This is a genomic window from Enterobacter cloacae complex sp. CDL013 (assembly GCF_049238805.1).
Lineage (GTDB): Bacteria > Pseudomonadota > Gammaproteobacteria > Enterobacterales > Enterobacteriaceae > Enterobacter > Enterobacter hormaechei_C.
Map to the genome: position 1 here is coordinate 208,594 of NZ_JBMKGT010000002.1, position 23,248 is coordinate 231,841.

At 56.0% G+C, this 23,248-nt stretch carries 27 protein-coding genes; 21 read left to right on the top strand and 6 right to left on the bottom strand.

All coding sequences use genetic code 11. The features are described 5' to 3' along the window. Positions 1-22 precede the first annotated feature (22 nt). On the top strand, positions 23-1,201 hold the full coding sequence (locus ACOTXD_RS04040; RefSeq protein WP_061856645.1) for an MFS transporter: 1,179 nt from the start codon (positions 23-25) through the stop codon (positions 1,199-1,201). 87 nt (positions 1,202-1,288) lie between these two features. On the opposite strand, the gene flk is transcribed toward ACOTXD_RS04040, so the two are convergent. Further along, positions 1,289-2,293, bottom strand: a complete 1,005-nt coding sequence (gene flk, locus ACOTXD_RS04045) for a flagella biosynthesis regulator Flk (RefSeq protein ID WP_003861399.1) — start codon at positions 2,291-2,293, stop codon at positions 1,289-1,291. 111 nt (positions 2,294-2,404) lie between these two features. Here flk and pdxB point away from each other — a divergent pair, with 111 nt between their 5' ends. From pdxB to hisP, 15 genes are all read left to right on the top strand, one after another. After that, complete coding sequence (pdxB, locus tag ACOTXD_RS04050) at positions 2,405-3,541, top strand: 4-phosphoerythronate dehydrogenase PdxB (RefSeq protein WP_061856644.1); 1,137 nt, start codon at positions 2,405-2,407, stop codon at positions 3,539-3,541. A gap of 66 nt (positions 3,542-3,607) precedes the next feature. Next, positions 3,608-4,621, top strand: coding sequence for an aspartate-semialdehyde dehydrogenase (locus tag ACOTXD_RS04055; RefSeq protein ID WP_003861403.1), 1,014 nt, complete (start codon positions 3,608-3,610; stop codon positions 4,619-4,621). Next, on the top strand, positions 4,621-5,433 hold the full coding sequence (gene truA, locus ACOTXD_RS04060; RefSeq protein WP_001286071.1) for a tRNA pseudouridine(38-40) synthase TruA: 813 nt from the start codon (positions 4,621-4,623) through the stop codon (positions 5,431-5,433). The genes ACOTXD_RS04055 and truA overlap by 1 nt, the downstream gene beginning before the upstream one ends. Positions 5,434-5,461: 28 nt before the next feature. Continuing rightward, positions 5,462-6,121, top strand: coding sequence for a DedA family protein (locus ACOTXD_RS04065; RefSeq protein ID WP_003861406.1), 660 nt, complete (start codon positions 5,462-5,464; stop codon positions 6,119-6,121). 154 nt (positions 6,122-6,275) lie between these two features. Beyond that, positions 6,276-7,181 (top strand): acetyl-CoA carboxylase, carboxyltransferase subunit beta, encoded by a 906-nt coding sequence (gene accD, locus ACOTXD_RS04070; RefSeq protein WP_003861408.1) that lies wholly within the window; start codon positions 6,276-6,278, stop codon positions 7,179-7,181. Positions 7,182-7,251: 70 nt separating this feature from the next. Next, complete coding sequence (gene folC / locus ACOTXD_RS04075) at positions 7,252-8,520, top strand: bifunctional tetrahydrofolate synthase/dihydrofolate synthase (protein ID WP_017692992.1); 1,269 nt, start codon at positions 7,252-7,254, stop codon at positions 8,518-8,520. Beyond that, the gene (gene dedD / locus ACOTXD_RS04080; protein WP_003861412.1) at positions 8,510-9,196 is read left to right on the top strand and encodes a cell division protein DedD; all 687 of its coding nucleotides are present in this window, start codon (positions 8,510-8,512) and stop codon (positions 9,194-9,196) included. Before folC ends, dedD begins: the two co-directional genes overlap by 11 nt. A gap of 253 nt (positions 9,197-9,449) precedes the next feature. Then, a complete protein-coding gene (gene cvpA, locus ACOTXD_RS04085) occupies positions 9,450-9,938 on the top strand; it encodes a colicin V production protein (protein ID WP_000262116.1) in 489 nt (162 codons plus the stop codon). A 33-nt stretch (positions 9,939-9,971) separates the two neighbouring features. Next, a complete protein-coding gene (gene purF / locus ACOTXD_RS04090; protein WP_008502595.1) occupies positions 9,972-11,489 on the top strand; it encodes an amidophosphoribosyltransferase in 1,518 nt (505 codons plus the stop codon). Between the two features lie 89 nt (positions 11,490-11,578). Further along, positions 11,579-12,148 carry a UbiX family flavin prenyltransferase gene (locus tag ACOTXD_RS04095; protein WP_023314587.1) on the top strand — a complete coding sequence of 190 codons (570 nt, stop codon included), beginning with the start codon at positions 11,579-11,581 and terminating at the stop codon, positions 12,146-12,148. 290 nt (positions 12,149-12,438) lie between these two features. Next, positions 12,439-13,221 carry a lysine/arginine/ornithine ABC transporter substrate-binding protein ArgT gene (gene argT / locus ACOTXD_RS04100; RefSeq protein WP_048244586.1) on the top strand — a complete coding sequence of 261 codons (783 nt, stop codon included), beginning with the start codon at positions 12,439-12,441 and terminating at the stop codon, positions 13,219-13,221. A 226-nt stretch (positions 13,222-13,447) separates the two neighbouring features. Further along, the gene (gene hisJ, locus ACOTXD_RS04105; protein ID WP_003861421.1) at positions 13,448-14,230 is read left to right on the top strand and encodes a histidine ABC transporter substrate-binding protein HisJ; all 783 of its coding nucleotides are present in this window, start codon (positions 13,448-13,450) and stop codon (positions 14,228-14,230) included. Between the two features lie 88 nt (positions 14,231-14,318). Continuing rightward, the gene (locus tag ACOTXD_RS04110) at positions 14,319-15,005 is read left to right on the top strand and encodes a histidine ABC transporter permease HisQ (RefSeq protein ID WP_015572256.1); all 687 of its coding nucleotides are present in this window, start codon (positions 14,319-14,321) and stop codon (positions 15,003-15,005) included. Beyond that, the gene (locus tag ACOTXD_RS04115; protein WP_061856641.1) at positions 15,002-15,715 is read left to right on the top strand and encodes an ABC transporter permease; all 714 of its coding nucleotides are present in this window, start codon (positions 15,002-15,004) and stop codon (positions 15,713-15,715) included. Before ACOTXD_RS04110 ends, ACOTXD_RS04115 begins: the two co-directional genes overlap by 4 nt. Before the next feature lie 9 nt (positions 15,716-15,724). Next, on the top strand, positions 15,725-16,498 hold the full coding sequence (gene hisP, locus ACOTXD_RS04120; RefSeq protein ID WP_003861426.1) for a histidine ABC transporter ATP-binding protein HisP: 774 nt from the start codon (positions 15,725-15,727) through the stop codon (positions 16,496-16,498). A gap of 140 nt (positions 16,499-16,638) precedes the next feature. On the opposite strand, the gene ACOTXD_RS04125 is transcribed toward hisP, so the two are convergent. From ACOTXD_RS04125 to yfcG, 4 genes are all read right to left on the bottom strand, one after another. Further along, positions 16,639-17,139 (bottom strand): GNAT family N-acetyltransferase, encoded by a 501-nt coding sequence (locus tag ACOTXD_RS04125; protein ID WP_023325002.1) that lies wholly within the window; start codon positions 17,137-17,139, stop codon positions 16,639-16,641. Between the two features lie 44 nt (positions 17,140-17,183). Further along, positions 17,184-18,077, bottom strand: coding sequence for a TIGR01777 family oxidoreductase (locus tag ACOTXD_RS04130; RefSeq protein ID WP_058675091.1), 894 nt, complete (start codon positions 18,075-18,077; stop codon positions 17,184-17,186). Positions 18,078-18,090: 13 nt separating this feature from the next. Continuing rightward, on the bottom strand, positions 18,091-18,459 hold the full coding sequence (gene folX, locus ACOTXD_RS04135) for a dihydroneopterin triphosphate 2'-epimerase (protein WP_003861432.1): 369 nt from the start codon (positions 18,457-18,459) through the stop codon (positions 18,091-18,093). A 75-nt stretch (positions 18,460-18,534) separates the two neighbouring features. After that, complete coding sequence (yfcG, locus tag ACOTXD_RS04140) at positions 18,535-19,164, bottom strand: GSH-dependent disulfide bond oxidoreductase (protein WP_045337677.1); 630 nt, start codon at positions 19,162-19,164, stop codon at positions 18,535-18,537. Positions 19,165-19,304: 140 nt separating this feature from the next. Here yfcG and yfcF point away from each other — a divergent pair, with 140 nt between their 5' ends. Genes yfcF through yfcD form a run of 3 tightly spaced genes read left to right on the top strand, consistent with a single transcriptional unit; the run spans position 19,305 to position 21,179 of the window. Then, entirely contained in the window at positions 19,305-19,949 is a 645-nt protein-coding gene (yfcF, locus tag ACOTXD_RS04145; RefSeq protein WP_061856639.1) for a glutathione transferase, read from the top strand. Positions 19,950-20,005: 56 nt separating this feature from the next. After that, complete coding sequence (gene yfcE / locus ACOTXD_RS04150; RefSeq protein ID WP_017692997.1) at positions 20,006-20,557, top strand: phosphodiesterase; 552 nt, start codon at positions 20,006-20,008, stop codon at positions 20,555-20,557. 55 nt (positions 20,558-20,612) lie between these two features. Further along, positions 20,613-21,179: an NUDIX hydrolase YfcD gene (gene yfcD / locus ACOTXD_RS04155; protein WP_003861439.1), complete on the top strand. Its 567-nt coding sequence runs from the start codon at positions 20,613-20,615 to the stop codon at positions 21,177-21,179. A gap of 3 nt (positions 21,180-21,182) precedes the next feature. Here the strand turns inward: yfcD and ACOTXD_RS04160 are convergent, their stop codons facing one another. Further along, a complete protein-coding gene (locus ACOTXD_RS04160; RefSeq protein ID WP_003861441.1) occupies positions 21,183-22,202 on the bottom strand; it encodes a LacI family DNA-binding transcriptional regulator in 1,020 nt (339 codons plus the stop codon). 236 nt (positions 22,203-22,438) lie between these two features. Between ACOTXD_RS04160 and ACOTXD_RS04165 the strand changes: the two genes are divergently transcribed. Continuing rightward, the gene (locus tag ACOTXD_RS04165) at positions 22,439-22,882 is read left to right on the top strand and encodes a PTS sugar transporter subunit IIA (RefSeq protein WP_022651541.1); all 444 of its coding nucleotides are present in this window, start codon (positions 22,439-22,441) and stop codon (positions 22,880-22,882) included. A 79-nt stretch (positions 22,883-22,961) separates the two neighbouring features. Further along, positions 22,962-23,234 (top strand): PTS sugar transporter subunit IIB, encoded by a 273-nt coding sequence (locus ACOTXD_RS04170; protein ID WP_003861447.1) that lies wholly within the window; start codon positions 22,962-22,964, stop codon positions 23,232-23,234. Positions 23,235-23,248: the final 14 nt, after the last annotated feature.

Sequence of the window (23,248 nt, forward strand, 5' to 3'; positions counted from 1 at the left end):
ATGCCTGAACACGGAGTTATGCATGAAGGCTGTTACCCCTGAGAAGAGCGCTCCTTCCGGGAACCTTTCCCTTTTCCGCATCGCCTTTGCGGTGTTTCTGACCTATATGACCGTTGGCCTGCCGCTGCCGGTGATCCCCTTGTTCGTTCACCAGGAGCTGGGCTATGGCAACACCATGGTCGGCATTGCGGTGGGCATTCAGTTTTTAGCGACGGTATTAACCCGGGGCTACGCCGGTCGCCTGGCGGATCAGCACGGCGCAAAACGCTCGGCGTTGCAGGGCATGTTTGCCTGCGGGCTGGCGGGGGGAGCCTGGCTGCTGGCGGCGCTGTTGCCAATAGATGCAGCGTATAAATTCGCGCTGCTGGTGGTAGGGCGCCTGATCCTCGGCTTTGGCGAAAGCCAGCTGCTGACCGGCACCCTGACCTGGGGAATGGGGCTGGTGGGACCTGCGCGTTCCGGAAAAGTGATGTCCTGGAACGGGATGGCGATTTACGGCGCGCTGGCGGCAGGCGCGCCGCTGGGGCTGCTGATCCACAGCCAGTTTGGTTTTGCGGCGCTGGCAGGCACCACCATGGTATTGCCGCTGCTGGCGTGGGCGTTTAACGGTTCGGTGCGTAAGGTGCCCGCCCATAAAGGCGAGCGTCCTTCGCTGTGGAGCGTGGTGGGGCAAATCTGGCAGCCGGGGCTCGGGCTGGCGCTTCAGGGGGTGGGCTTCGCGGTTATTGGTACCTTTGTCTCCCTCTATTTCATGAGCCGCGGCTGGGCGATGGCGGGCTTTACGCTGACGGCCTTTGGCGGCGCGTTTGTATTGATGCGCGTGCTGTTTGGCTGGATGCCGGATCGCTTTGGCGGCGTGAAGGTGGCCGTGGCGTCACTTGTCATTGAGACCGTGGGGCTGGTACTGCTCTGGCAGGCGCCGTCCGCATCCGTTGCGCTGCTGGGTGCGGCGTTAACCGGCTGCGGCTGCTCGCTGATCTTCCCGGCGCTGGGCGTTGAAGTGGTGAAGCGCGTGGCTCCGCAGGTGCGCGGCACGGCGCTGGGCGGCTATGCGGCGTTTCAGGATATCTCATACGGCATCACCGGGCCGCTGGCGGGGCTGCTTGCAACGTCGTTTGGCTATCCTTCCGTATTTCTCGCCGGTGCGGTGTCAGCGGTGGTGGGGATTGTGGTGACGCTGGTGGCGTTTCGCAAGCGGTAGTATGTTGCCGGGTGGCGGCTTCGCCTTACCCGGCCTACGGTTCGAGCCGTTGTAGACCCGGTAAGCGAAGCGCCACCGGGCAAATCCTCACGCAACCAGCCAGAAAATCGCCAGCGCAATCACCAACGCGATCAACATCAATCCCGGACGGGCAGAAAGCGTTTTGAACGTATCAACTACGGGGGCAAACAGCGGGTTGTAGATCGGCTGAATGTTTCTTACCTCCGGCACGCCGCCTTCCCGCTCGGCGCGGCGAACGAAGATCTGATTGAGCACATCCTGCACCTGGGCGGTGGTCAGCACCGTTTGCGGCGTAGCCTGCCAGCTCTGCTGAGCGTAATCCCGGATCGTATCGAACTCGTGCGGTTCCAGCGGTTGTTTCAGCGCCGCCTGTACGCTGTGCAGGGTCGGGGCGCTCTGGGTGCTGAGCGTCTGACGCGCCTGGAGCCAGGTGACCAGATGGGTAAACTGTTTTGCCGGGATCATCTCGCCCGCTTTCACACCGGAAAGTTCCAGCATGGATTGCCAGATAAGCTTTGTTGGTTCGCCGGTTGCGGCAGCCAGCTTAGTGACCATCTGCTTGAGCGTATTATGCTCCGCAGGCTGCAATGGCCGTTCTGTAGACGGGCGCTGTTGCGGCTGCGGGATAGAAAGCTGATTGCTTTGCAGCAGGGTCAACACGGTTTTCAGCTGTTCCGGCGAAAGCTGGCTCAGGGCGGTATGACCGTACTGTTGACGGATAAAATCACTCACCGCCTGGCGATTATTCCCCTGGCCCAACAGCTCGGTCAGCTGCGAGATAATCTGGCGGGTGGTATGTTGCTGCTGTGCGCTGGTAAGACGCTGGTTCAGGTTTTGTTCGGCGGCAGGGAAATGGCGCGACTGTAGCGGCGCATCGTTTCTGACGCCCAAATCGTGCTTCACGCCGGCCCACACCTCTGCGTTTTGCTGTGAGGTCAACGCAATAAGACGCGTGATCAGACGCTCCAGTACGGTGCGTTGCTGCGTGGAGAGCGGTTGTTCGCCTGGCGTGTTGGGCGTTACGGGGCCTTCACCCGGAGGGCGCGGAGGCGTACCTGAAATGGGCTGCATCGTCAAAAATCCTTAAAGTCAAACTCTGCGTAACCGGGCGGAGATATATGCCCGGCGGCGAGATTATGGCACACTTGGCAGGTTTACTTCCTCTCAAACAGGTACTCAGACGTGAAAATCCTCGTTGATGAAAATATGCCTTACGCCCGTGAGCTGTTCAGCCGCCTGGGTGAGGTTAAGGCTGTCCCTGGTCGCCCGATTCCGGTCAGCGAACTGGACGATGCAGACGCCCTGATGGTGCGCTCGGTGACTAAAGTAAATGAGGCGCTGCTCACCGGCAAAAGGGTTAAATTTGTCGGGACGGCAACGGCCGGGACCGATCATGTGGATGACCAGTGGCTTAAGCAGGCGGGGATTGGTTTTTCCGCGGCGCCAGGCTGTAACGCCATTGCCGTCGTGGAATATGTTTTCTCCTCGCTATTGATGCTGGCCGAGCGCGATGGTTTTACGCTGAAAGATCGCACCGTCGGGATTGTGGGTGTGGGCAACGTGGGCGGACGTCTGCAAAAGCGTCTGGAAGCCTGGGGAATCCGCACCCTGCTGTGCGATCCGCCGCGTAAGGATAACGGTGATGAAGGCGTCTTCCGCACACTGGATGAGCTGGTCGACGAGTGCGACGTCATCACCTTCCATACGCCGCTCTTTAAAGAGGGGCCGTATAAGACCCTGCACCTGGCCGACGAAAAGCTGATCCGCCGTCTGAAGGCTGGCACTATTCTGATAAATGCCTGCCGGGGACCGGTGGTGGATAACGCGGCGCTGCTGGCATGTCTCGACGAAGAACAAGAGCTTAGCGTCGTGCTGGACGTCTGGGAGCCAGAGCCGGATCTCAACGTCGCATTGCTGGATAAGGTAGACGTAGGTACCGCACATATCGCGGGTTATACCCTTGAAGGCAAAGCGCGTGGCACAACCCAGGTGTTTGAGGCTTACAGCGCCTTTATCGGCCATCCGCAGCAGGTAGCGCTGGATACGCTGCTGCCCGCCCCGGAATTTGGCCGCATTACCCTTCATGGCCTGCTGGATGAGGCAACGCTGAAAAGACTGGTGCATTTGGTGTATGATGTGCGCCGCGATGACGCGCTGCTGCGTAAAGTGGCGGGTATTCCGGGTGAGTTTGACAAGCTACGCAAAAATTACCTTGAGCGCCGCGAGTGGTCTTCCCTGTATGTCATGTGCGATGACGCGTCAGCGGCGGGGCTGCTGCATAAACTGGGATTTAACGCCGTTCACCACCCGGCACGTTAATGTCTTCTTAATGCTCCCTGTCGGATGTTCCGGCAGGGACGCTTTTTATTTCTGGAGTAAACCACCATGTCTGAAGGCTGGAACATTGCCATTTTGGGTGCCACTGGCGCCGTGGGCGAAGCCCTGCTTGAAACCCTTGCTGAGCGTCAGTTCCCGGTGGGTGAGATTTACGCACTGGCGCGTACCGACAGCGCAGGAGAACAGCTGCGTTTCGGCGGGAAATCCTTGATGGTGCAGGACGCCGCCGCGTTTGACTGGACGCAGGCTCAGCTGGCGTTTTTTGCCGCAGGTGCGCAAGCCACGGCGTCTTACATTGAAGAAGCGACAAATTCAGGCTGTCTGGTGATCGACCTGAGCGGCCTGTTCTCCCTGGAGCCGGATGTGCCGCTGGTGGTGCCGGACGTCAACCCGTTTGTGCTGGCTGACTACCGCAACCGCAACATCATTGCAGTACCGAACAGCCTCACCAGCCAGCTGCTGACCGCGCTGAAGCCGCTGATCGACGACGGTGGCCTGTCGCGTATTTCCGTGACCAGCCTGCTGTCAGCCTCCGCTAACGGCAAAAAAGCCGTAGACGCACTGGCAGGGCAGAGCGCGAAGCTGCTGAACGGTATCCCGATCGACGAAGATGATTTCTTTGGCCGCCAGCTGGCGTTCAACATGCTGCCGCTACTGCCGGATCGTGAAGGTTCGGTGCGGGAAGAGCGTCGTATCGTCGATGAAGCACGCAAAATTTTGCAGGATGACGGGCTGATGATCTCCGCGAATGTCGTGCAGTCTCCGGTCTTTTACGGCCACGCGCAGATGGTCGGGTTTGAAGCCCTGCGTCCGCTGGCGGCTGAAGAAGCCCGCGACGCGTTTGGCCGCGGAGAGGACATTGTCCTGTCCGAAGAGAGCGAATTCCCGACGCAGGTGGGCGACGCCACCGGCAGCGCGCATCTCTCTGTGGGCTGTGTGCGTAACGATTACGGTATGCCTGAGCAGGTGCAGTTCTGGTCTGTTGCCGACAACGTGCGTTTCGGCGGCGCGCTGATGGCGGTCAAAATCGCGGAAAAACTGGTGCAGGAGTATCTGTACTGATGTCAGATGTGGAACAAAAGCCGGTCCACAGAATTGCCCTCGGCATTGAATACGATGGCAGTAAATACTATGGCTGGCAGCGGCAGAATGAGGTGCGCAGCGTCCAGGAGAAGCTGGAGAAAGCGCTCTCTCAGGTAGCGAATGAACCGATAAGCGTCTTCTGCGCGGGCCGCACCGATGCCGGCGTTCACGGCACGGGGCAGGTGGTGCATTTTGACACCACCGCCGTGCGCAAAGACGCGGCCTGGACGCTGGGTGTAAATGCGAATTTGCCTGGTGACATTGCCGTGCGTTGGGTGAAAGCTGTGCCGGATGATTTTCACGCGCGTTTCAGCGCGACGGCGCGGCGCTACCGTTATGTCATCTATAACCAGCGCCTGCGCCCGGCGGTGTTAAGCCAGGGCGTGACGCATTTTTATGAACCGCTGGATGCAGAACGTATGCAGCGTGCGGCGCAGTGTCTGATTGGAGAGAATGATTTTACGTCGTTTCGTGCGGTGCAGTGTCAGTCCCGTACGCCGTGGCGTAACGTCATGCACATTAACGTCAGTCGGTATGGCGCGTATGTGGTGGTGGATATCAAAGCCAATGCCTTTGTACATCATATGGTGCGGAATATTGTGGGCAGCCTGATGGAAGTGGGCGCCGGACACCAGCCGGAGAGCTGGATTGCAGAACTGCTTGCAGCGAAGGACAGAACGCTTGCGGCAGCAACGGCGAAAGCGGAAGGGCTGTATCTGGTTTCGGTGGATTATCCGGACCGGTTCGATCTGCCAAAACCGCCAATGGGCCCGCTGTTTTTAGCGGACTAAACAAAGGTGCAATTAGGGCTTAGACAATATGGACGTAATACGTTTTCTGATTGATTTCATCCTGCATATTGATGTTCACCTGGCGGAGCTGGTCGCGCAGTACGGCGTCTGGGTTTACGCCATTCTGTTCCTCATTCTGTTCTGTGAAACCGGCCTTGTGGTTACGCCGTTCCTGCCTGGAGATTCACTGCTGTTCGTGGCGGGCGCGTTATCCGCACTGCCAACGAATGACCTGAATGTCCATCTGATGGTCGTCCTGATGATCATCGCCGCGATTGTTGGTGATGCGGTCAACTACACCATCGGGCGGGTGTTTGGCGAGCGGTTGTTCAGTAATCCGGACTCGAAGATTTTCCGCCGCAGTTATTTAGATAAGACCCATGCGTTCTATGAGCGCCATGGCGGTAAGACCATTATCCTTGCCCGTTTTGTGCCTATTGTGCGTACATTTGCACCGTTTGTGGCGGGAATGGGTCACATGTCCTATCGTCATTTTGCCATGTACAACGTGGTGGGCGCGCTGCTGTGGGTGCTGCTGTTTACCTATGCAGGCTACCTGTTTGGCGATCTGCCGGTGGTTCAGGAAAACCTTAAGTTACTGATTGTAGCGATTATTGTGCTTTCCGTACTGCCTGGCGTCATCGAAATTATCCGTCACAAACGCGCGGCGGCAAAGCAAGCGAAGTAAATGCACGCTGGCGGTTCGACCACTTTTTTATCCAAAGTTTCGGGCTGTTATGTTTTAATGTGCAACATTCATGGTCTGTTGGAGGCAAAAATGGCATTATTCGCCTCTTACAGCAAAACTGGCATACGACCAGGTTCAGGCAGAAAGGTTATCAATGAGCTGGATTGAACGAATTAAAAGCAACATTACCCCAACGCGTAAAGCGAGCATTCCTGAAGGGGTATGGACGAAGTGTGATAGCTGCGGCCAGGTTCTGTATCGCGCAGAGCTGGAACGCAATCTTGAGGTGTGTCCGAAGTGTGACCACCATATGCGTATGTCGGCGCGCAACCGCCTGCATAGCCTGCTGGACGAAGGTTCTCTGGTAGAACTGGGCAGCGAACTGGAGCCAAAAGATGTGCTCAAGTTCCGCGACTCCAAAAAATACAAAGATCGTCTGGCCTCTGCGCAGAAAGAGACCGGCGAGAAAGACGCGCTAATCGTCATGAAGGGCACCCTGCATGAAATGCCGGTGGTTGCCGCCGCGTTTGAGTTCTCCTTTATGGGCGGCTCAATGGGCTCCGTGGTCGGCGCGCGTTTCGTGCGTGCCGTTGAGCAGGCGCTGGAAGACAACTGCCCGCTGATCTGCTTCTCCGCCTCCGGTGGCGCACGTATGCAGGAAGCGCTGATGTCCCTGATGCAGATGGCGAAAACCTCTGCGGCGCTGGCGAAAATGCAGGAGCGCGGTCTGCCGTACATTTCGGTACTGACCGACCCAACCATGGGCGGCGTTTCTGCAAGCTTCGCCATGCTGGGCGACCTGAACATCGCGGAGCCAAAAGCGCTGATCGGCTTTGCCGGTCCTCGCGTTATCGAGCAGACCGTACGTGAGAAACTGCCGCCGGGCTTCCAGCGCAGTGAGTTCCTCATTGAGAAAGGCGCTATCGATATGATCGTCCGCCGTCCGGAAATGCGCCTGAAACTGGCCAGCATTCTGGCGAAGCTGATGAATCTGCCAGCGCCTAACCCGGACGAGCCGCGCGAAGGCGTGGTGGTACCGGATCAGGAACCCGAGGCCTGATAACTGAAAAGGGCAGGGCCGAATGGCGCTGCCCTTTTGCTTTCTAAACCGTTAATGACAACCGGGCATCATGGAAAATAAAAGCATTCCTCAAGCCACGTCGCCCCTGGCCGCGTGGCTTTCTTATCTGGAAAACCTGCACAGTAAAACTATCGACATGGGCCTTGAGCGCGTAAGCCAGGTTGCCGCGCGTCTTGACGTGCTGAAACCCGCGCCTTTCGTGTTTACCGTCGCCGGCACTAACGGTAAAGGCACCACCTGCCGCACGCTGGAATCTGTCCTGATGGCGGCGGGGTACAAAGTTGGCGTTTACAGCTCGCCGCATCTGGTGCGCTATACCGAGCGCGTGCGGGTGCAAAACACCGAGCTGGCGGAATCGGCCCATACGGCGTCGTTTGCCGCTATCGAAGCGGCGCGCGGCGAAACCTCATTAACCTATTTCGAATACGGCACCCTGTCGGCGCTGTGGCTGTTTAAGCAGGCGCAGCTGGACGTGGTGATCCTGGAAGTGGGGCTGGGTGGGCGTCTGGATGCCACCAATATGGTGGATGCGGATGTCGCCGTCGTCACCAGCATCGCGCTGGATCACACCGACTGGCTGGGCCCGGACCGCGAGAGCATTGGCCGTGAGAAGGCCGGTATTTTCCGGGCCAATAAGCCTGCCGTGGTAGGCGAACCGGACATGCCACATACCATCGCTGAGGTAGCGAAAGAGAAGGGCGCTCGTCTGCTGCGTCGCGGCGTGGACTGGCAGTATGAGGTGCAGGACAACGGCTGGCGCTTCAGCGATGCGCAGGGCGTGCTGGAGAGTCTGCCCCTACCGCAGGTGCCACAGCCTAACGCGGCGACCGCGCTGGCGGCACTGCGCGCCAGCGGATTAGCGGTAAGCGAGCAGGCAATCCGCGATGGCATTCAGAACGCACTGTTACCGGGACGTTTTCAGATTGTGAGTGAGTCACCGCGTCTGATTCTGGATGTTGCACATAACCCGCATGCGGCGGCGTACCTCGCAGGACGTCTCAAATCGTTACCAAAAACCGGGCGCGTGCTGGCGGTTATCGGTATGCTTCATGATAAAGATATCGGCGGCACGCTGGCCTGCATGGAGAGTGTGGTCGATAGCTGGTATTGTGCTCCTCTGGAAGGGCCGCGCGGCGCGACTGCTGAGCAGTTGATGGAACATCTCGGCAAAGGCGAAATCTACAGCAGTGTGGTTTCGGCCTGGCGTGCCGCGATGGCGGAGGCTAAACCAGAAGATACCGTGCTGGTGTGTGGGTCATTCCACACGGTGGCACATGTCATGGAAGTGATGGACGCGGGGAGAACCGGTGGCGAGTAAGTTTCAGAACCGTTTAACAGGAACCATTGTGCTGGTCGCGCTCGGGGTGATTATTCTCCCGGGATTGCTCGACGGGCAGAAAAAGCATTACCAGGATGAATTTGCGGCCATTCCGCTGGTACCCAAACCGGGCGATCGCGACGAGCCCGATATGCTGCCAGCGGCAACGCAGGCGCTGCCTGCCCAGCCGCCAGAAGGCGCAGCGGAAGAGGTGCGCGCAGGTGATGCAGCCGCGCCGTCGCTCGATCCCTCGCGCCTGGCGACGAACAATAACATCGAGATTGATCCGGTGCCGGTAGAACAGCCTAAGCCTGTTGAGAAGCCGAAACCGGTGGAGAAGCCGCAGCCGAAACCGCAGCGGGATAAAGCGGCCGAGCAACTGGCAGCCGCTTCAGAAACGCCACCGCAGGCAAAACAGGACGCGGCCCCTACCGGCAAAGCCTATGTCGTTCAGCTCGGTGCGTTGAAAAATGCAGATAAGGTCAATGAGATCGTGAGTAAACTGCGCGGCGCGGGATACCGTGTTTATACTTCACCCACCACGCCGGTACAGGGTAAAATTACGCGTATCCTCGTGGGGCCGGATGCGTCGAAAGATAAGCTCAAAGGTTCGCTTGGCGAGCTGAAGCAAATCTCCGGCCTGAGCGGTGTGGTGATGAACTACAGCGCCAACTGATAGAAATTATCCCCTCACCCTGGCCCTCTCCCCAAAGGGGCGAGGGGTCGGTTTACTCCCTCTCCCTTGAGGGAGAGGGCCGAGGTGAGGGGGAGGCAGACGTTCACAGAAACGTCAAAGGTGCGGGGCGTTGAGCATTTTTTCAGCGCCTTTTTTATTTACGCGTGGGAAGGAAATCCCTACGCAAACGTTTTCTTTTTCTGTTAGAATTCGCCCCGAACTGGATGACAGGGCGTTAAATCGTGGGACACATATGGTCTGGATTGATTACGCCATCATTGCGGTGATTGGTTTTTCCTGTCTGGTTAGCCTGATCCGTGGCTTTGTTCGTGAAGCGTTATCGCTGGTAACCTGGGGTTGTGCTTTCTTTGTTGCCAGTCATTACTACACTTACCTGTCTGTCTGGTTCACGGGCTTTGAAGATGAACTGGTCCGAAACGGAATCGCCATCGCGGTGCTGTTTATCGCGACGCTGATTGTCGGCGCTATCGTCAATTACGTGATAGGTCAGCTGGTCGAGAAAACCGGTCTGTCAGGAACGGACAGGGTGCTCGGCATCTGTTTCGGCGCGTTGCGAGGCGTGCTCATTGTGGCCGCGATCCTGTTCTTCCTGGATACCTTTACCGGGTTCTCCAAAAGTGAAGACTGGCAAAAATCGCAGCTCATTCCGGAGTTCAGCTTCATCATCAGATGGTTCTTTGACTATCTGCAAAGCTCGTCGAGTTTCTTGCCCAGGGCATAAACCCTGAGATGTGGCTTAACGAGGAAAAGACGAATGTGCGGTATTGTCGGTATCGCCGGTTTCATGCCGGTAAACCAGTCGATTTATGACGCGTTAACGGTGCTTCAGCACCGTGGGCAGGATGCTGCGGGTATCATCACCATTGATGCTAACAACTGCTTCCGTTTACGCAAGGCGAACGGCCTGGTAAACGATGTATTTGAAGCCCGCCATATGCAGCGTCTGCAAGGTAATATGGGGATCGGTCACGTTCGTTATCCTACTGCTGGCAGTTCCAGCGCCTCTGAGGCTCAGCCTTTTTACGTTAACTCCCCGTATGGCATCACGCTTGCCCACAATGGCAATCTGACCAATGCCCACGAGCTGCGTAAAAAGCTGTTTGAAGAGAAACGTCGCCACATTAACACCACCTCTGATTCTGAAATCCTGCTCAATATCTTTGCCAGCGAGCTGGATAACTTCCGCCATTATCCGCTGGAAGCAGACAACATTTTTGCTGCCGTTGCCGCGACTAATCGCCAGATCCGTGGCGCGTATGCTTGCGTGGCGATGATCATCGGTCACGGCATGGTAGCCTTCCGCGATCCAAACGGCATTCGCCCGCTGGTGCTCGGTAAACGTGATCTCGGCGATGGCCGTTCCGAGTACATGGTTGCCTCCGAAAGCGTGGCGCTGGATACTCTGGGCTTCGAATTCCTGCGTGATGTCGCGCCAGGCGAAGCGGTCTACATCACTGAGAAGGGCCAGCTGTTTACCCGTCAGTGCGCCGACAATCCGGTGAGCAACCCGTGCCTGTTCGAATACGTTTACTTCGCGCGTCCGGACTCGTTCATCGACAAGATTTCCGTTTACAGCGCGCGCGTCAATATGGGGACGAAGCTGGGCGAGAAGATTGCCCGCGAGTGGGACGATCTCGACATCGACGTCGTCATCCCAATCCCTGAAACCTCCTGTGATATCGCGCTGGAGATTGCCCGTATTCTGGACAAGCCGTACCGTCAGGGCTTCGTGAAAAACCGCTACGTGGGCCGCACCTTTATCATGCCGGGCCAGCAGCTGCGTCGTAAGTCAGTACGTCGTAAGCTGAACGCTAACCGCGCCGAGTTCCGCGACAAGAACGTGCTGCTGGTGGACGACTCCATTGTGCGCGGCACGACGTCTGAGCAGATCATCGAGATGGCGCGTGAGGCCGGGGCGAAGAAAGTGTATCTTGCCTCCGCAGCGCCGGAAATTCGCTTCCCGAACGTGTATGGCATTGATATGCCAACCGCTAACGAGCTGATTGCTCACGGTCGTGAAGTAGACGAAATCCGGCAGATCATCGGTGCCGACGGTCTGATTTTCCAGGATCTGAACGATCTGATCGACGCGGTGCGCGCCGAGAACCCGGATATTCAGCAGTTCGAATGCTCAGTATTCAATGGGATCTACGTGACGAAAGACGTTGACCAGCAGTATCTCGACTATCTGGATTCTCTGCGTAACGACGATGCGAAAGCCGTCCAGCTGCAAAACGATCTCGAAAGCTTAGAGATGCACAACGAAGGTTGATGCGTATGCAGGTGAGGGCGCTCGCCCTCACTTGCAACTCCCAGTAAAATCCTGCACAGTCTGCCCTGAAATCAGCAAGGGCGAAAATCATGAAACGACTCATTGTAGGGATCAGCGGTGCCAGCGGCGCGATTTATGGCGTCCGGCTGTTACAGGTGCTGCGTGACGTTGCAGGCGTAGAAACCCATCTGGTGATGAGCCAGGCGGCGCGTCAGACCCTCTCTCTTGAAACCGATCTCTCTCTGCGCGACGTTCAGGCCCTGTCTGACGTTGTCCACGATGCCCGCGATATCGCCGCCAGCATCTCTTCGGGCTCGTTTAAAACGGCTGGCATGGTTATTTTGCCCTGTTCGATTAAAACCCTTTCCGGCATTGTAAACAGCTATACCGATACGCTGGTGACGCGTGCAGCGGATGTGGTGCTGAAAGAGCGTCGTCCTCTGGTGCTCTGCGTGCGGGAAACGCCGCTGCACCTGGGACATCTGCGTTTAATGACGCAGGCAGCCGAACTGGGGGCCGTGATTATGCCGCCGGTCCCCGCGTTCTATCATCGTCCGCAAACGCTGGACGATGTCATCAACCAGACCGTTAACCGCGTGCTGGATCAGTTCGATATCGACCTGCCGGAAGATCTCTTTACCCGCTGGCAGGGGGCGTGAAGCTGTGCACAAACAAGGTGCATGAAAAGACAATTTGCCCTGTTTCAGGGCAAAACTGCAACCGCGATCATATCCTCGACATTTAATTCGCTTTTTCTTTTTTTCTCTTTCCGGTTCGTTCGGCAGACCTGCTATCTTTCACCATTAAGGCAGTATCGCAACGTTTTATTAACATATTTAACGTCGTAGTTTTATCCCGACGACAATGTGGCATAAGACCTGCAAGAGCAGCCTGCAACACAACACACAACATAAACCATAATAAAATCACGGTTCTTGAGGGTAAATGTATGAAGAAGACGGTTCTGGCTCTGTCTTTGCTCGTGGGCTTGAGTGCGGCAACAAGTAGCTATGCAGCGCTTCCACAGACAGTTCGTATCGGTACAGACGCAACCTACGCGCCATTCTCCTCCAAGGATGCGAAAGGCGACTTCGTGGGGTTTGATATCGATCTGGGAAATGAGATGTGCAAACGCATGGAAGTGAAATGCACATGGGTGGGCAGTGACTTTGACGCGCTGATCCCGTCGCTGAAAGCCAAGAAAATTGATGCCATTATCTCTTCTCTCTCCATCACGGAAAAACGTCAGCAGGAGATTGCCTTCTCTGAGAAGCTCTACGCTGCCGACTCACGTCTGATTGCCGCGAAAGGCTCGCCAATCCAGCCGACCATCGACTCGCTGAAAGGCAAACATGTTGGCGTGCTTCAGGGCTCGACCCAGGAAGGTTTCGCCAATGCAAACTGGCGCGAGAAGGGCGTCGATGTGGTGGCTTACCAGAACCAGGATCTGATCTACTCTGACCTGGCGGCAGGCCGTCTGGATGCCGCGTTTCAGGATGAAGTCGCCGCGAGCGAAGGCTTCCTGAAACAGCCTGCGGGTAAAGAGTACGCCTTTGCCGGCCCGTCGGTAAAAGACAAAAAATACTTTGGCGACGGTACCGGTATTGGCCTGCGTAAGGATGATACCGAGCTGAAAGCCGCCTTCGACAAAGCGTTTAATGAGCTGCGTAAAGACGGTACCTACGACAAACTGGCGAAGAAATACTTCGATTTCAACGTCTACGGTGATTAATGCCTGAATGAGATGCCCTGAAGTGGTGCATCTCTGCGGGGTTGTGTTCCAGTATGGTGCAACGCATGCACCATGCTGGATCGCTGTGTGCATAGTTAAGCATTTATAATGCAAAAATTCCCGTTCAAAGGCATTAATCTTTGCCTGAATGAGGGGATTAATGGCACATTAGCAACACCCCGTCGTCGTAAAAATCTCGTATTAAGACAGTTTGTTGAGGACAGATATGAAAAAACTGGTGTTGTCACTTTCTCTGGTACTGGCTTTTTCCAGCGCCACCGCGGCATTCGCAGCAATTCCGCAGAAAATTCGTATTGGAACTGACCCAACCTATGCACCTTTCGAATCGAAGAATGCGAAGGGGGAACTGGTCGGTTTTGACATCGATCTGGCTAACGAGCTGTGCAAACGCATTAAAGCGCAATGTACCTACGTTGAAAACCCGCTGGATGCGCTAATCCCGTCTCTGAAAGCGAAGAAAATTGACGTGATCATGTCCTCCCTGTCCATCACAGAAAAACGTCAGCAGGAGATTGCCTTCACGGACAAACTCTACGCGGCGGACTCACGTCTGGTGGTGGCGAAATCCTCTGACATTCAGCCAACCCTTGAATCTCTGAAAGGCAAACGCGTGGGCGTGTTGCAGGGTACTACGCAGGAAACCTACGGCAACGAGCACTGGGCGCCAAAGGGGATTGAAATTGTCTCTTACCAGGGCCAGGAAAACATCTACGCAGACCTGACGGCAGGCCGCATTGATGCAGCATTCCAGGATGAAGTGGCAGCAAGCGAAGGCTTCCTGAAACAGCCTGTGGGTAAAGATTACAAGTTCGGCGGTCCGTCCATTAAGGACGAAAAACTCTTTGGCGTTGGCACCGGTATGGGCCTGCGTAAAGAAGACAACGAACTGCGTGAAGCCCTGAACAAAGCGTTCGCCGAGATGCGCGCGGACGGCACCTACGACAAGCTGGCGAAAAAGTACTTCGATTTTAATGTTTACGGCGGCTAATCGCCCCGTCTGATAACGTGCGGCCCCTCCCGTTCCGGGAGGGGAAAAGACACGGTTCCACCACTCACGAGACGACAGGGCACGCGGTATGCTGTACGGATTTTCTGGCGTTATTTTACAGGGCGCGCTTGTCACCCTTGAGCTGGCTATCAGCTCCGTGGTGCTGGCGGTGCTGATAGGCCTGGCGGGCGCGGGGGCAAAATTATCCGCCAACAGACCGCTGGCGCTGATATTTGAAGGCTATACCACGCTGATTCGCGGCGTGCCTGACCTGGTGCTGATGCTGCTGATCTTTTACGGCCTGCAAATCGCACTTAACGGCGTAACGGATGCCATCGGCATGGAGCAGATCGATATCGACCCGATGGTGGCCGGTATTATTACCCTTGGTTTTATCTACGGTGCCTATTTCACTGAGACTTTCCGCGGCGCTTACATGGCCGTGCCGAAAGGGCATATTGAAGCGGCGACCGCCTACGGTTTTACCTCCTCACAAACGTTTCGCCGGATCATGTTCCCGGCCATGATGCGCTACGCGCTGCCGGGCATCGGGAACAACTGGCAGGTTATTCTCAAGGCAACGGCGCTGGTCTCCCTGCTGGGTCTGGAAGATGTGGTGAAGGCCACGCAGCTGGCAGGTAAAAGCACCTGGGAACCGTTCTATTTTGCGGTGGTTTGCGGCGTAATCTATCTGGTCTTTACGACCGTCTCCAATGGTGTGCTGCTTCTGCTCGAACGTCGCTACTCCGTGGGTGTGAAGAGGGCTGACCTGTGATTGAGATTATTCAGGAGTACTGGAAATCCCTGCTTTGGACGGATGGCTACCGCTTTACTGGCGTGGCGATCACGCTGTGGCTGCTGATCTCCTCGGTGGTAATGGGCGGCATTCTGGCGGTGTTTCTCGCCATTGGCCGCGTGTCGAACAATAAATTTATTCAGTTCCCTATCTGTCTGTTCACCTACGTGTTTCGCGGTACGCCGCTGTACGTACAGCTGCTGGTGTTCTATTCCGGGATGTACACGCTTGAGATCGTAAAAGGCACTGAAATGCTGAATGCGTTCTTCCGCAGCGGTCTGAACTGTACGGTGCTGGCGCTGACCCTCAATACCTGCGCCTATACCACCGAGATCTTCGCCGGGGCCATCCGTTCTGTGCCGCACGGTGAGATCGAGGCGGCGCGCGCGTACGGCTTCTCGTCCGTGAAGCTCTACCGCTGTATTATTCTGCCTTCGGCGCTGCGTATTGCGCTGCCGGCGTACAGCAACGAAGTGATTTTAATGCTGCATTCGACGGCACTGGCGTTTACCGCCACGGTACCGGATCTGTTAAAGATTGCCCGCGATATTAACTCTGCCACCTACCAGCCGTTTACGGCGTTTGGCATTGCGGCAGTGCTCTATTTGATCATTTCTTACGTCCTGATCAGCCTGTTCCGTAAGGCTGAAAAACGCTGGTTGCAGCATATAAAACCGTCGACGCACTGAGAATTTATGATGGCTGAGAACAAATTAAACGTAATTGATTTGCACAAGCGCTACGGCGAACATGAAGTGCTGAAAGGGGTGTCGCTGGAGGCTAACGCGGGCGACGTGATCAGTATTATCGGCTCATCAGGTTCGGGTAAAAGTACCTTCCTGCGCTGCATCAACTTCCTCGAAAAGCCGAGCGAAGGGTCGATTGTGGTGAGCGGACAGAACATCAACATGGTCCGTGATAAAGACGGCCAGCTTAAAGTGGCGGATAAAAATCAGCTACGCCTGCTGCGTACGCGTCTGACAATGGTGTTCCAGCACTTCAATCTCTGGAGCCACATGACGGTGCTGGAGAACGTGATGGAAGCGCCGGTTCAGGTGCTCGGCTTAAGCAAGCAGGAAGCCCGCGAGCGTGCGGTCAAATACCTGGCGAAAGTGGGTATCGACGAGCGGCAGCAGATCAAATATCCGGTGCACCTGTCAGGGGGGCAGCAGCAGCGTGTTTCTATCGCCCGTGCGCTGGCGATGGAGCCGGAAGTGTTGCTGTTTGACGAACCGACTTCCGCGCTGGATCCTGAACTCGTTGGCGAAGTGCTGCGCATCATGCAGAAGCTGGCGGAAGAGGGCAAAACAATGGTGGTGGTGACGCACGAGATGGGCTTCGCCCGTAACGTTTCTAACCACGTTATCTTCCTGCATCAGGGCAAGATTGAAGAGCAGGGTCATCCGGACGAGGTGCTGGCGAACCCGCAAAGCCCGCGTTTGCAGCAGTTCCTGAAAGGCTCGTTGAAGTAGGTTTGGCCTTTCTCCCTCTCCCTGTGGGAGAGGGCCGGGGTGAGGGCATCAGGCCGCAGAGCCGCCCAATTGCCCGGTGGCGCTTCGATTACCGGGCCTACAAAAACCGTAGGCCGGGCAAACGCAGTGCCGCCCGGCATTCAACACTCGAGCCGATACACCCAGTCGTCATACCGTACGCCGTTAATCTCGTACGCCTTCTCCAGCACCTGCGTGCGCACAAAACCCGCTTTCTCAAGGACCCGCACCGACCCGACGTTATCCGCCAGCACGTACGCGTTTATCGCCTTCACGCCCGTCTGGTTAAATGCATACTCACACACCGCGCGCAGCGCTTCGCTGGCAATGCCTTTTCCCTGCGCGGCAGGCACAACCGTGTAGCCAATATCCGCCTCTTCACGGTTCGCCGCACTGATTTGCAGGCCGATATCCCCGAGCGGCGTAACGTCGTTATGCAGACGGATCACAAAGACATGCTCCGCCATCAGGCGTGCGGCAAATACGCGGCGCGTCTCTTTTTCCGGTGTAATAGCGGCCATATAGCGCATGATGGCGGGGTCTTCGCGCAGAGAGCGGAAGAATGCCCAGTCAGAAGGTTCGAAAGGGGTGAGGTTAAGCCGGGTTGTGGTGATGGTTGCCATAGTTACGCCATATCATCCAGACATGGCGTATAACTCTAACATATTCACTGCACCACATCCCCCAGCGCCTCTTCCAGGTCATACCAGCGGAACGTAAACCCGGCCGCTTCCAGCCGTTTTGGCAGCGCGCGCTGCCCGCCCAGTACCAGCACCGAAGACTCACCCATCAGCAGACGAATCGCCGTCGCAGGCACGCGCAGCACCGCCGGGCGATGCAGGGCATGACCCAGGGCATGAGCAAATTGCTCATTACGTACCGGATACGGAGACACCATGTTAAACGGCCCGCGCAGGTCGTTATCCAGCAGCCAGAGAATACCGTTGACCATATCGTCGATATGGATCCACGCCAGATACTGACGACCGTTTCCGATGGGCCCGCCAAGCCCCATTTTAAACGGCGGCAACATTTTACCGAGAATACCGCCTTTCGGAGCAAGCACCACGCCGGTGCGCAGCAGGCAGACGCGGGTGTTATCGCTCTGCGCCCCGCAGGCGATACGCTCCCATTGGGCGCAGAGTTTATGGGTAAACTCGTTGTGCGGCGGCTCTTCTTCGGTCACCACCACTTCACCAAGATCGCCATAGTAGCCTGTAGCAGAGCCTGAAATCAGCACCGAGGGCGGCGTCTCGCTGTTGCGAATCAGCTCAACCAGCCTTTCGGTCATATTCCAGCGACTGCTGCATAAACGCTGTTTTTGCTCTTCGGTCCAGCGTTTATCGGCGATTGGTTCGCCTGCAAGGTTGATGACGGCGTCAAAGCCGTTCAGATCCTGCCTTTCCGCCAGGCCTTTCCAGACCTCAACGCCGGTGCCCAGCACCTGGCGCGCTTTCTCCGGGCTGCGCGTGACCACGGTAATGTCGTGATGCAACGCCTGCAAACGTGGAATGAGATGGCGACCAATCAGGCCCGTACCGCCGGTGAGCAGGATCTTCATACAACCTCCAGGTTTACGCCTGGCGCTGCCAGCTTAACGTCATGGAGACGGAGTCGGCGTAGCGCAGGGCGTGAAGTTTATCGATCTCCACTTCAGCATAAGTGACCCAGTGGTGTTCGCGTGCGATGTCGAGCACATCCTGAGTTAATTTTTCCAGTAGCGCAAAACGGTTGTTCTCTACGTACTGGATGATGCTTTTGGTGATCGTGCGATAGTTCAACGCGTCATTGATGTCTTCACTGGCGCGCGCCTTGTCTGCCGGGTAGTGGATCACCACATTCACCACGATATCCTGGCGATTCGCGATCTCCTCCTCTTTGATACCAATGAACGTGCGTAAGCGTAAGTTTTTTATACGAATAATAGCGTCATGCTGGGACATTGCAGGTCTTCTCCGTGTCAGTATTTTCACCTCATCATACATGAGGAGAACACCTGCACCCAACGGGGCGCAGGATCAAATCTGATGGATTTTTTGCATGGCGCGTTCGGTGGCCGGGCGGGTCCGGATGCGCTCAAACCAGTTGTTCACCGCCGGATAAGTGGCCAGGTCGATCCGGTGGCGTTCATGGGTGTTGACCCACGGCCAGCAGGCGATATCTGCGATGCTGTAATGCTCACCTCCCAGCCACGGTGATTTTTCCAGCCGACGGTTCAGTACCCCGTACAGGCGCTGGGTTTCGACCTGATATCGCTCAATGGCGTAAGGGATCGTCTGCGGCGCATAGGCCGTAAAGTGGTGATTCTGCCCCAGCATCGGCCCGAGGCCGCTCGACTGCCAGAATAACCATTGCAGCGTGTGATGACGCTCGCGCAACTCACCGCTCAGGAGCTTGCCGGTTTTCTCTGCCAGATAGAGCAAAATCTCTCCGGACTCAAACAGGCTTAACGGTTTGCCGCCGTCAGAGGGCAGGTTATCAATGATGGCCGGAATTTTATTGTTGGGCGAGATGGCCAGAAAAACGGGGCGGAACTGGTCGCCTTTACTGATATCCACGCGAATGATCCGGTAGTCCACTTCGGCTTCTTCAAGAAAGAGTGTGATCTTATGGCCATTAGGGGTGGGGGCATAATAGAGATCTATCATTCTCAACTCCTGTCAGTGCGAATAGTGTTGCCATGAAAAATCAGTATAGGTGCTTGTTGTAAATCGTGAGTTTTCATCAAGTGACAGCGAGGCAAAGAGATTATATGTTGAGTGAAAACCGATCAGCCGAAGAGGATGTTATGAGCCAGCCTGTAATAACGTTGTGGTCCGATGCGAACTTTTTTTCTCCTTATGTCATGAGCGTTTATGTGGCGCTGGCAGAAAAGGGGCTTACTTTTACTCTGAAAACCGTTGACCTGGACAGCGGCGAACACCTGAAGCCTCAGTGGCAGGGCTACGCGCTCACCCGCCGTGTCCCTGTGCTGGAGATCGACGGTTTTGAGTTGAGTGAATCTTCGGCGATTGACGAGTACCTTGAGGACCGATTTGCCCCGCCTGAGTGGGAACGCATCTATCCTCACGATCTGCAAAAGCGCGCCCGCGCCCGCCAGATCCAGGCGTGGCTGCGTAGCGACCTGGTGCCGATTCGCACAGAACGCTCCACGGACGTGGTGTTCGCTAGCGTCAAAAAGCCCGCCCTCAGTGAGGAAGGCTTATCCAGCGCCCGGAAGCTGATTGAAACTGCGTCATCGCTGCTGGCGCAGGGTAACCCCAACCTGTTTGGCGAGTGGTGTATTGCCGACATCGATCTGGCGCTGATGCTCAATCGCCTGATCCTCAACGGGGATGACGTCCCACAACTGCTGGTGGATTACGCCACATTCCAGTGGCAACGCGCGTCGGTACAGCGCTATCTGGCACTCTCTGCTAAGCGCGCGGGCTGATAAGACGGGACGCTTGAGGTATGATAGGGGCAGTCTGTATTCCCGAGGAGTAACTGATGAAACTGATGTTTGCGTCGGATATTCATGGATCGCTGCCCGCGACCGAACGCGTGCTTTCTCTGTTCGCCCAAAGCGGGGCGCAATGGCTGGTGATCCTGGGCGATGTGTTAAATCACGGCCCACGCAATGCGTTGCCGGAAGGCTATGCTCCCGCGCAGGTGGCGGAAAAACTTAATCATTTTGCCTCGCGCATTATCGCCGTTCGCGGCAACTGTGACAGTGAAGTTGACCAGATGCTGCTGCATTTTCCCATTACCGCTCCCTGGCAACAGGTGTTGATGGAAAACAGCCGTTTGTTCCTGACCCACGGGCACCTGTTCGGCCCGGATAACCTGCCGTCACTCGCCGCTGGCGATGTCCTGGTTTATGGTCATACTCATATTCCGGTGGCGGAAAAGCGCGGGGCGTTTTATCACTTTAACCCCGGGTCTGTCAGCATTCCTAAAGGCGGCAACCCGGCAAGCTACGGCATGTATGAAGACGGGACATTAAGCGTTATCGCACTTAATGATCAGCAAGTTATTGCGCAGATAGCGATTAATCCGTAAGTTACACCACAACTGCAAACGCGCCGAAAGAGCGCTTAGACGAGAAGGTTTCCCGATGGTGGAGCAGAATCATTTGGCAAGTACTGAATGGGTTGACATTGTCAGCGAAGAAAATGAAGTGATCGCGCAGGCCAGCCGCGAACAAATGCGTGCGGAGCGTCTGCGTCACCGCGCGACGTACATCGTTGTTCATGACGGCATGGGCAAGATTCTGGTCCAGCGTCGCACCGACACCAAAGATTTTCTTCCTGGTATGCTGGATGCCACAGCGGGTGGCGTCGTGCAGGCCGATGAAGTGCTGCTGGATTCCGCGCGTCGTGAAGCGGAAGAAGAGTTAGGTATCGCTGGCGTGCCGTTTGCCGAGCACGGCCAGTTTTATTTTGAAGATGAGCATTGCCGCGTCTGGGGCGGGCTGTTTAGCTGCGTTTCCCATGGGCCTTTCGCCTTGCAGGAAGAGGAAGTGAGCGAAGTCAGCTGGATGACGCCGGAAGAGATCACCGCGCGTTGCGACGAATTCACGCCGGATTCCCTTAAAGCACTGGCGCTGTGGATGACCCGCAACGCCAAAAACGAATCCGCTAAACCGGAAAATAAGGCGGAAAAAGAGGAAGAGGCTGAGTAAGCCTTAACAGCTTTCCCGCAGACACAGGCTGGACGCGATGGGTTTATGGTCGCGCCAGTCTCCGTCATTAAGACGTTCCAGTAACGCTTTCCCGGCTTCAATCCCAATCTTGCGATGCGGTACTGCCATCGTCGTCAGCGGCGGCTGACAGACGCGACTGACGTCGCTGTCGCCAAAACCTACGACCGCTAAATCGTCCGGCACCTTGATGCGCCGACGCTGGCACTCATACAGCGCGCCGCAGGCCAGTTCATCTGACACGCACACCAGCGCATCCAGCTCCGGCCACGCCAGCAGGAACTCTGGCAATTGTGCCGCGCCGGTGGAGAAGTTCGGCGGCATGGCGGCATTAATCACTCTGTTCGGCGCCAGGTGGTGGCGCAGCATCGCCTTGTACCAGCCCTGCAAATGCTGCTGAAAAATCCACTGTTCCTGGTTAGCGCACAGCAGGCCGATATTCTGGTAGCCGCGCTGAATCACCATCTCGGTAAGTTCATACATGGCGGCGACGTTATCAATCCCGATATTCATATCAATCGGATCGGCACGCATTGCACCCATTTCCATCACCGGGATAGAGGCGTTTTTTAGCCAGTGTCGCACGGTATCAGAGTGCTCGACGCTGAGCAGTATCGCCGCGGCGATGTTCGAGGCCAACAGCGTTTCAAGCAGTTTCTCTTCCTGTTCAAGACGATGCTGAGATTCCGCCAGCATGATCTGATATCCGGCTGGCTGGAGCACCTGCTGTAGCCCGGCGAACATCTCGGAACAGCCAGCTTCGGAAAGATTGGGTACAACCATCGCAATCGTCCATGACGATGCCGATGCCAGTGCGCTGGCGGCAAGATTGGGCATGTATCCCAGCTCCTGCACCGCGGCTTCAATTTTTTCACGCAGTTTATCGGAAACCTGTTCGGGCGTGCGGAGGGCACGGGAAACAGTCATCGTGCCGACGCCGGCAAGCTGCGCGACATCCGCGAGCGTTACTTTTCCGGTACTGCGCCGTTTTCGGGTTAAAGACATACATCTTCCTGCTGACAGGACGCGATTCAGTTTCATCCTTCATTTTACGTGACAGGCAGTATACGCCTTAAATCCCTTTTTTTGCTGTGATTTCGCACCATGATAGTAATTTGATAGCGCTATCACAGTTCTGCATGTTAGTTGTTGGTAGCGCTATCTTTGTGATCGCGATCGCAGTCATTAATTGATGGGTTGAATAGAGTTTGCCCATGTCTGGTCTTTAGCGGGAGTGAAAAATGCTCAAAAAGTGGATATATGATACAACCATCATCCTACAGGATAGCGTTGAAAGCTGGCCCCAGGCGCTGGAACTGTGCGCGAAACCGCTGCTGGATTTGCAGGTCATTGCGCCGGAATATGTCACGGCTATCATCGAGCAGCATCACACGTTAGGTCCCTACTATGTGCTGGCTCCAGGGCTGGCAATGCCCCATGCGCGACCGGAAGAAGGGGCGAAAGGACTTGGCCTGTCATTATTAAAACTGAAACAGGGTGTCTCTTTTGGTGCCGGTGAGTTTGACCCCGTCGATGTGATTGTGATGCTGGCGGCGCCGGACAAGCATAGCCATATCGAAATGATCTCAGCCTTAGCGGAATTATTTTCCAGCGACGAAGATATGGCTGAATTACATCGGGCGAATACGCTGGAGGAGATAAAAACCATCATCGATCGCTTCTGATTTAATTATTTAATCCGATTCATCTCAACATTACGCATCAGCGTGATGGGGCGTACTCTACTCAAAAAAGGGGATAACAATGAAAATCATGGCTATTTGCGGCTCCGGCCTGGGCAGCAGTTTTATGGTCGAAATGAATATTAAAAAGGTGCTCAAAAAACTGGAAATTGAGGCCGAGGTTGAACACTCCGATCTCTCCTCGGCTACGCCGGGCGCGGCGGACCTGTTTGTAATGGCGAAAGACATTGCCGCAAGCGCCAGCGTGCCGGAAAGCCAGCTGGTGGTGATCAACAATATCATCGATATTAACGAACTCGAAGCGCAGCTGCGCGCCTGGTTCGAAAGACAATAATCCTGATAAGGCGA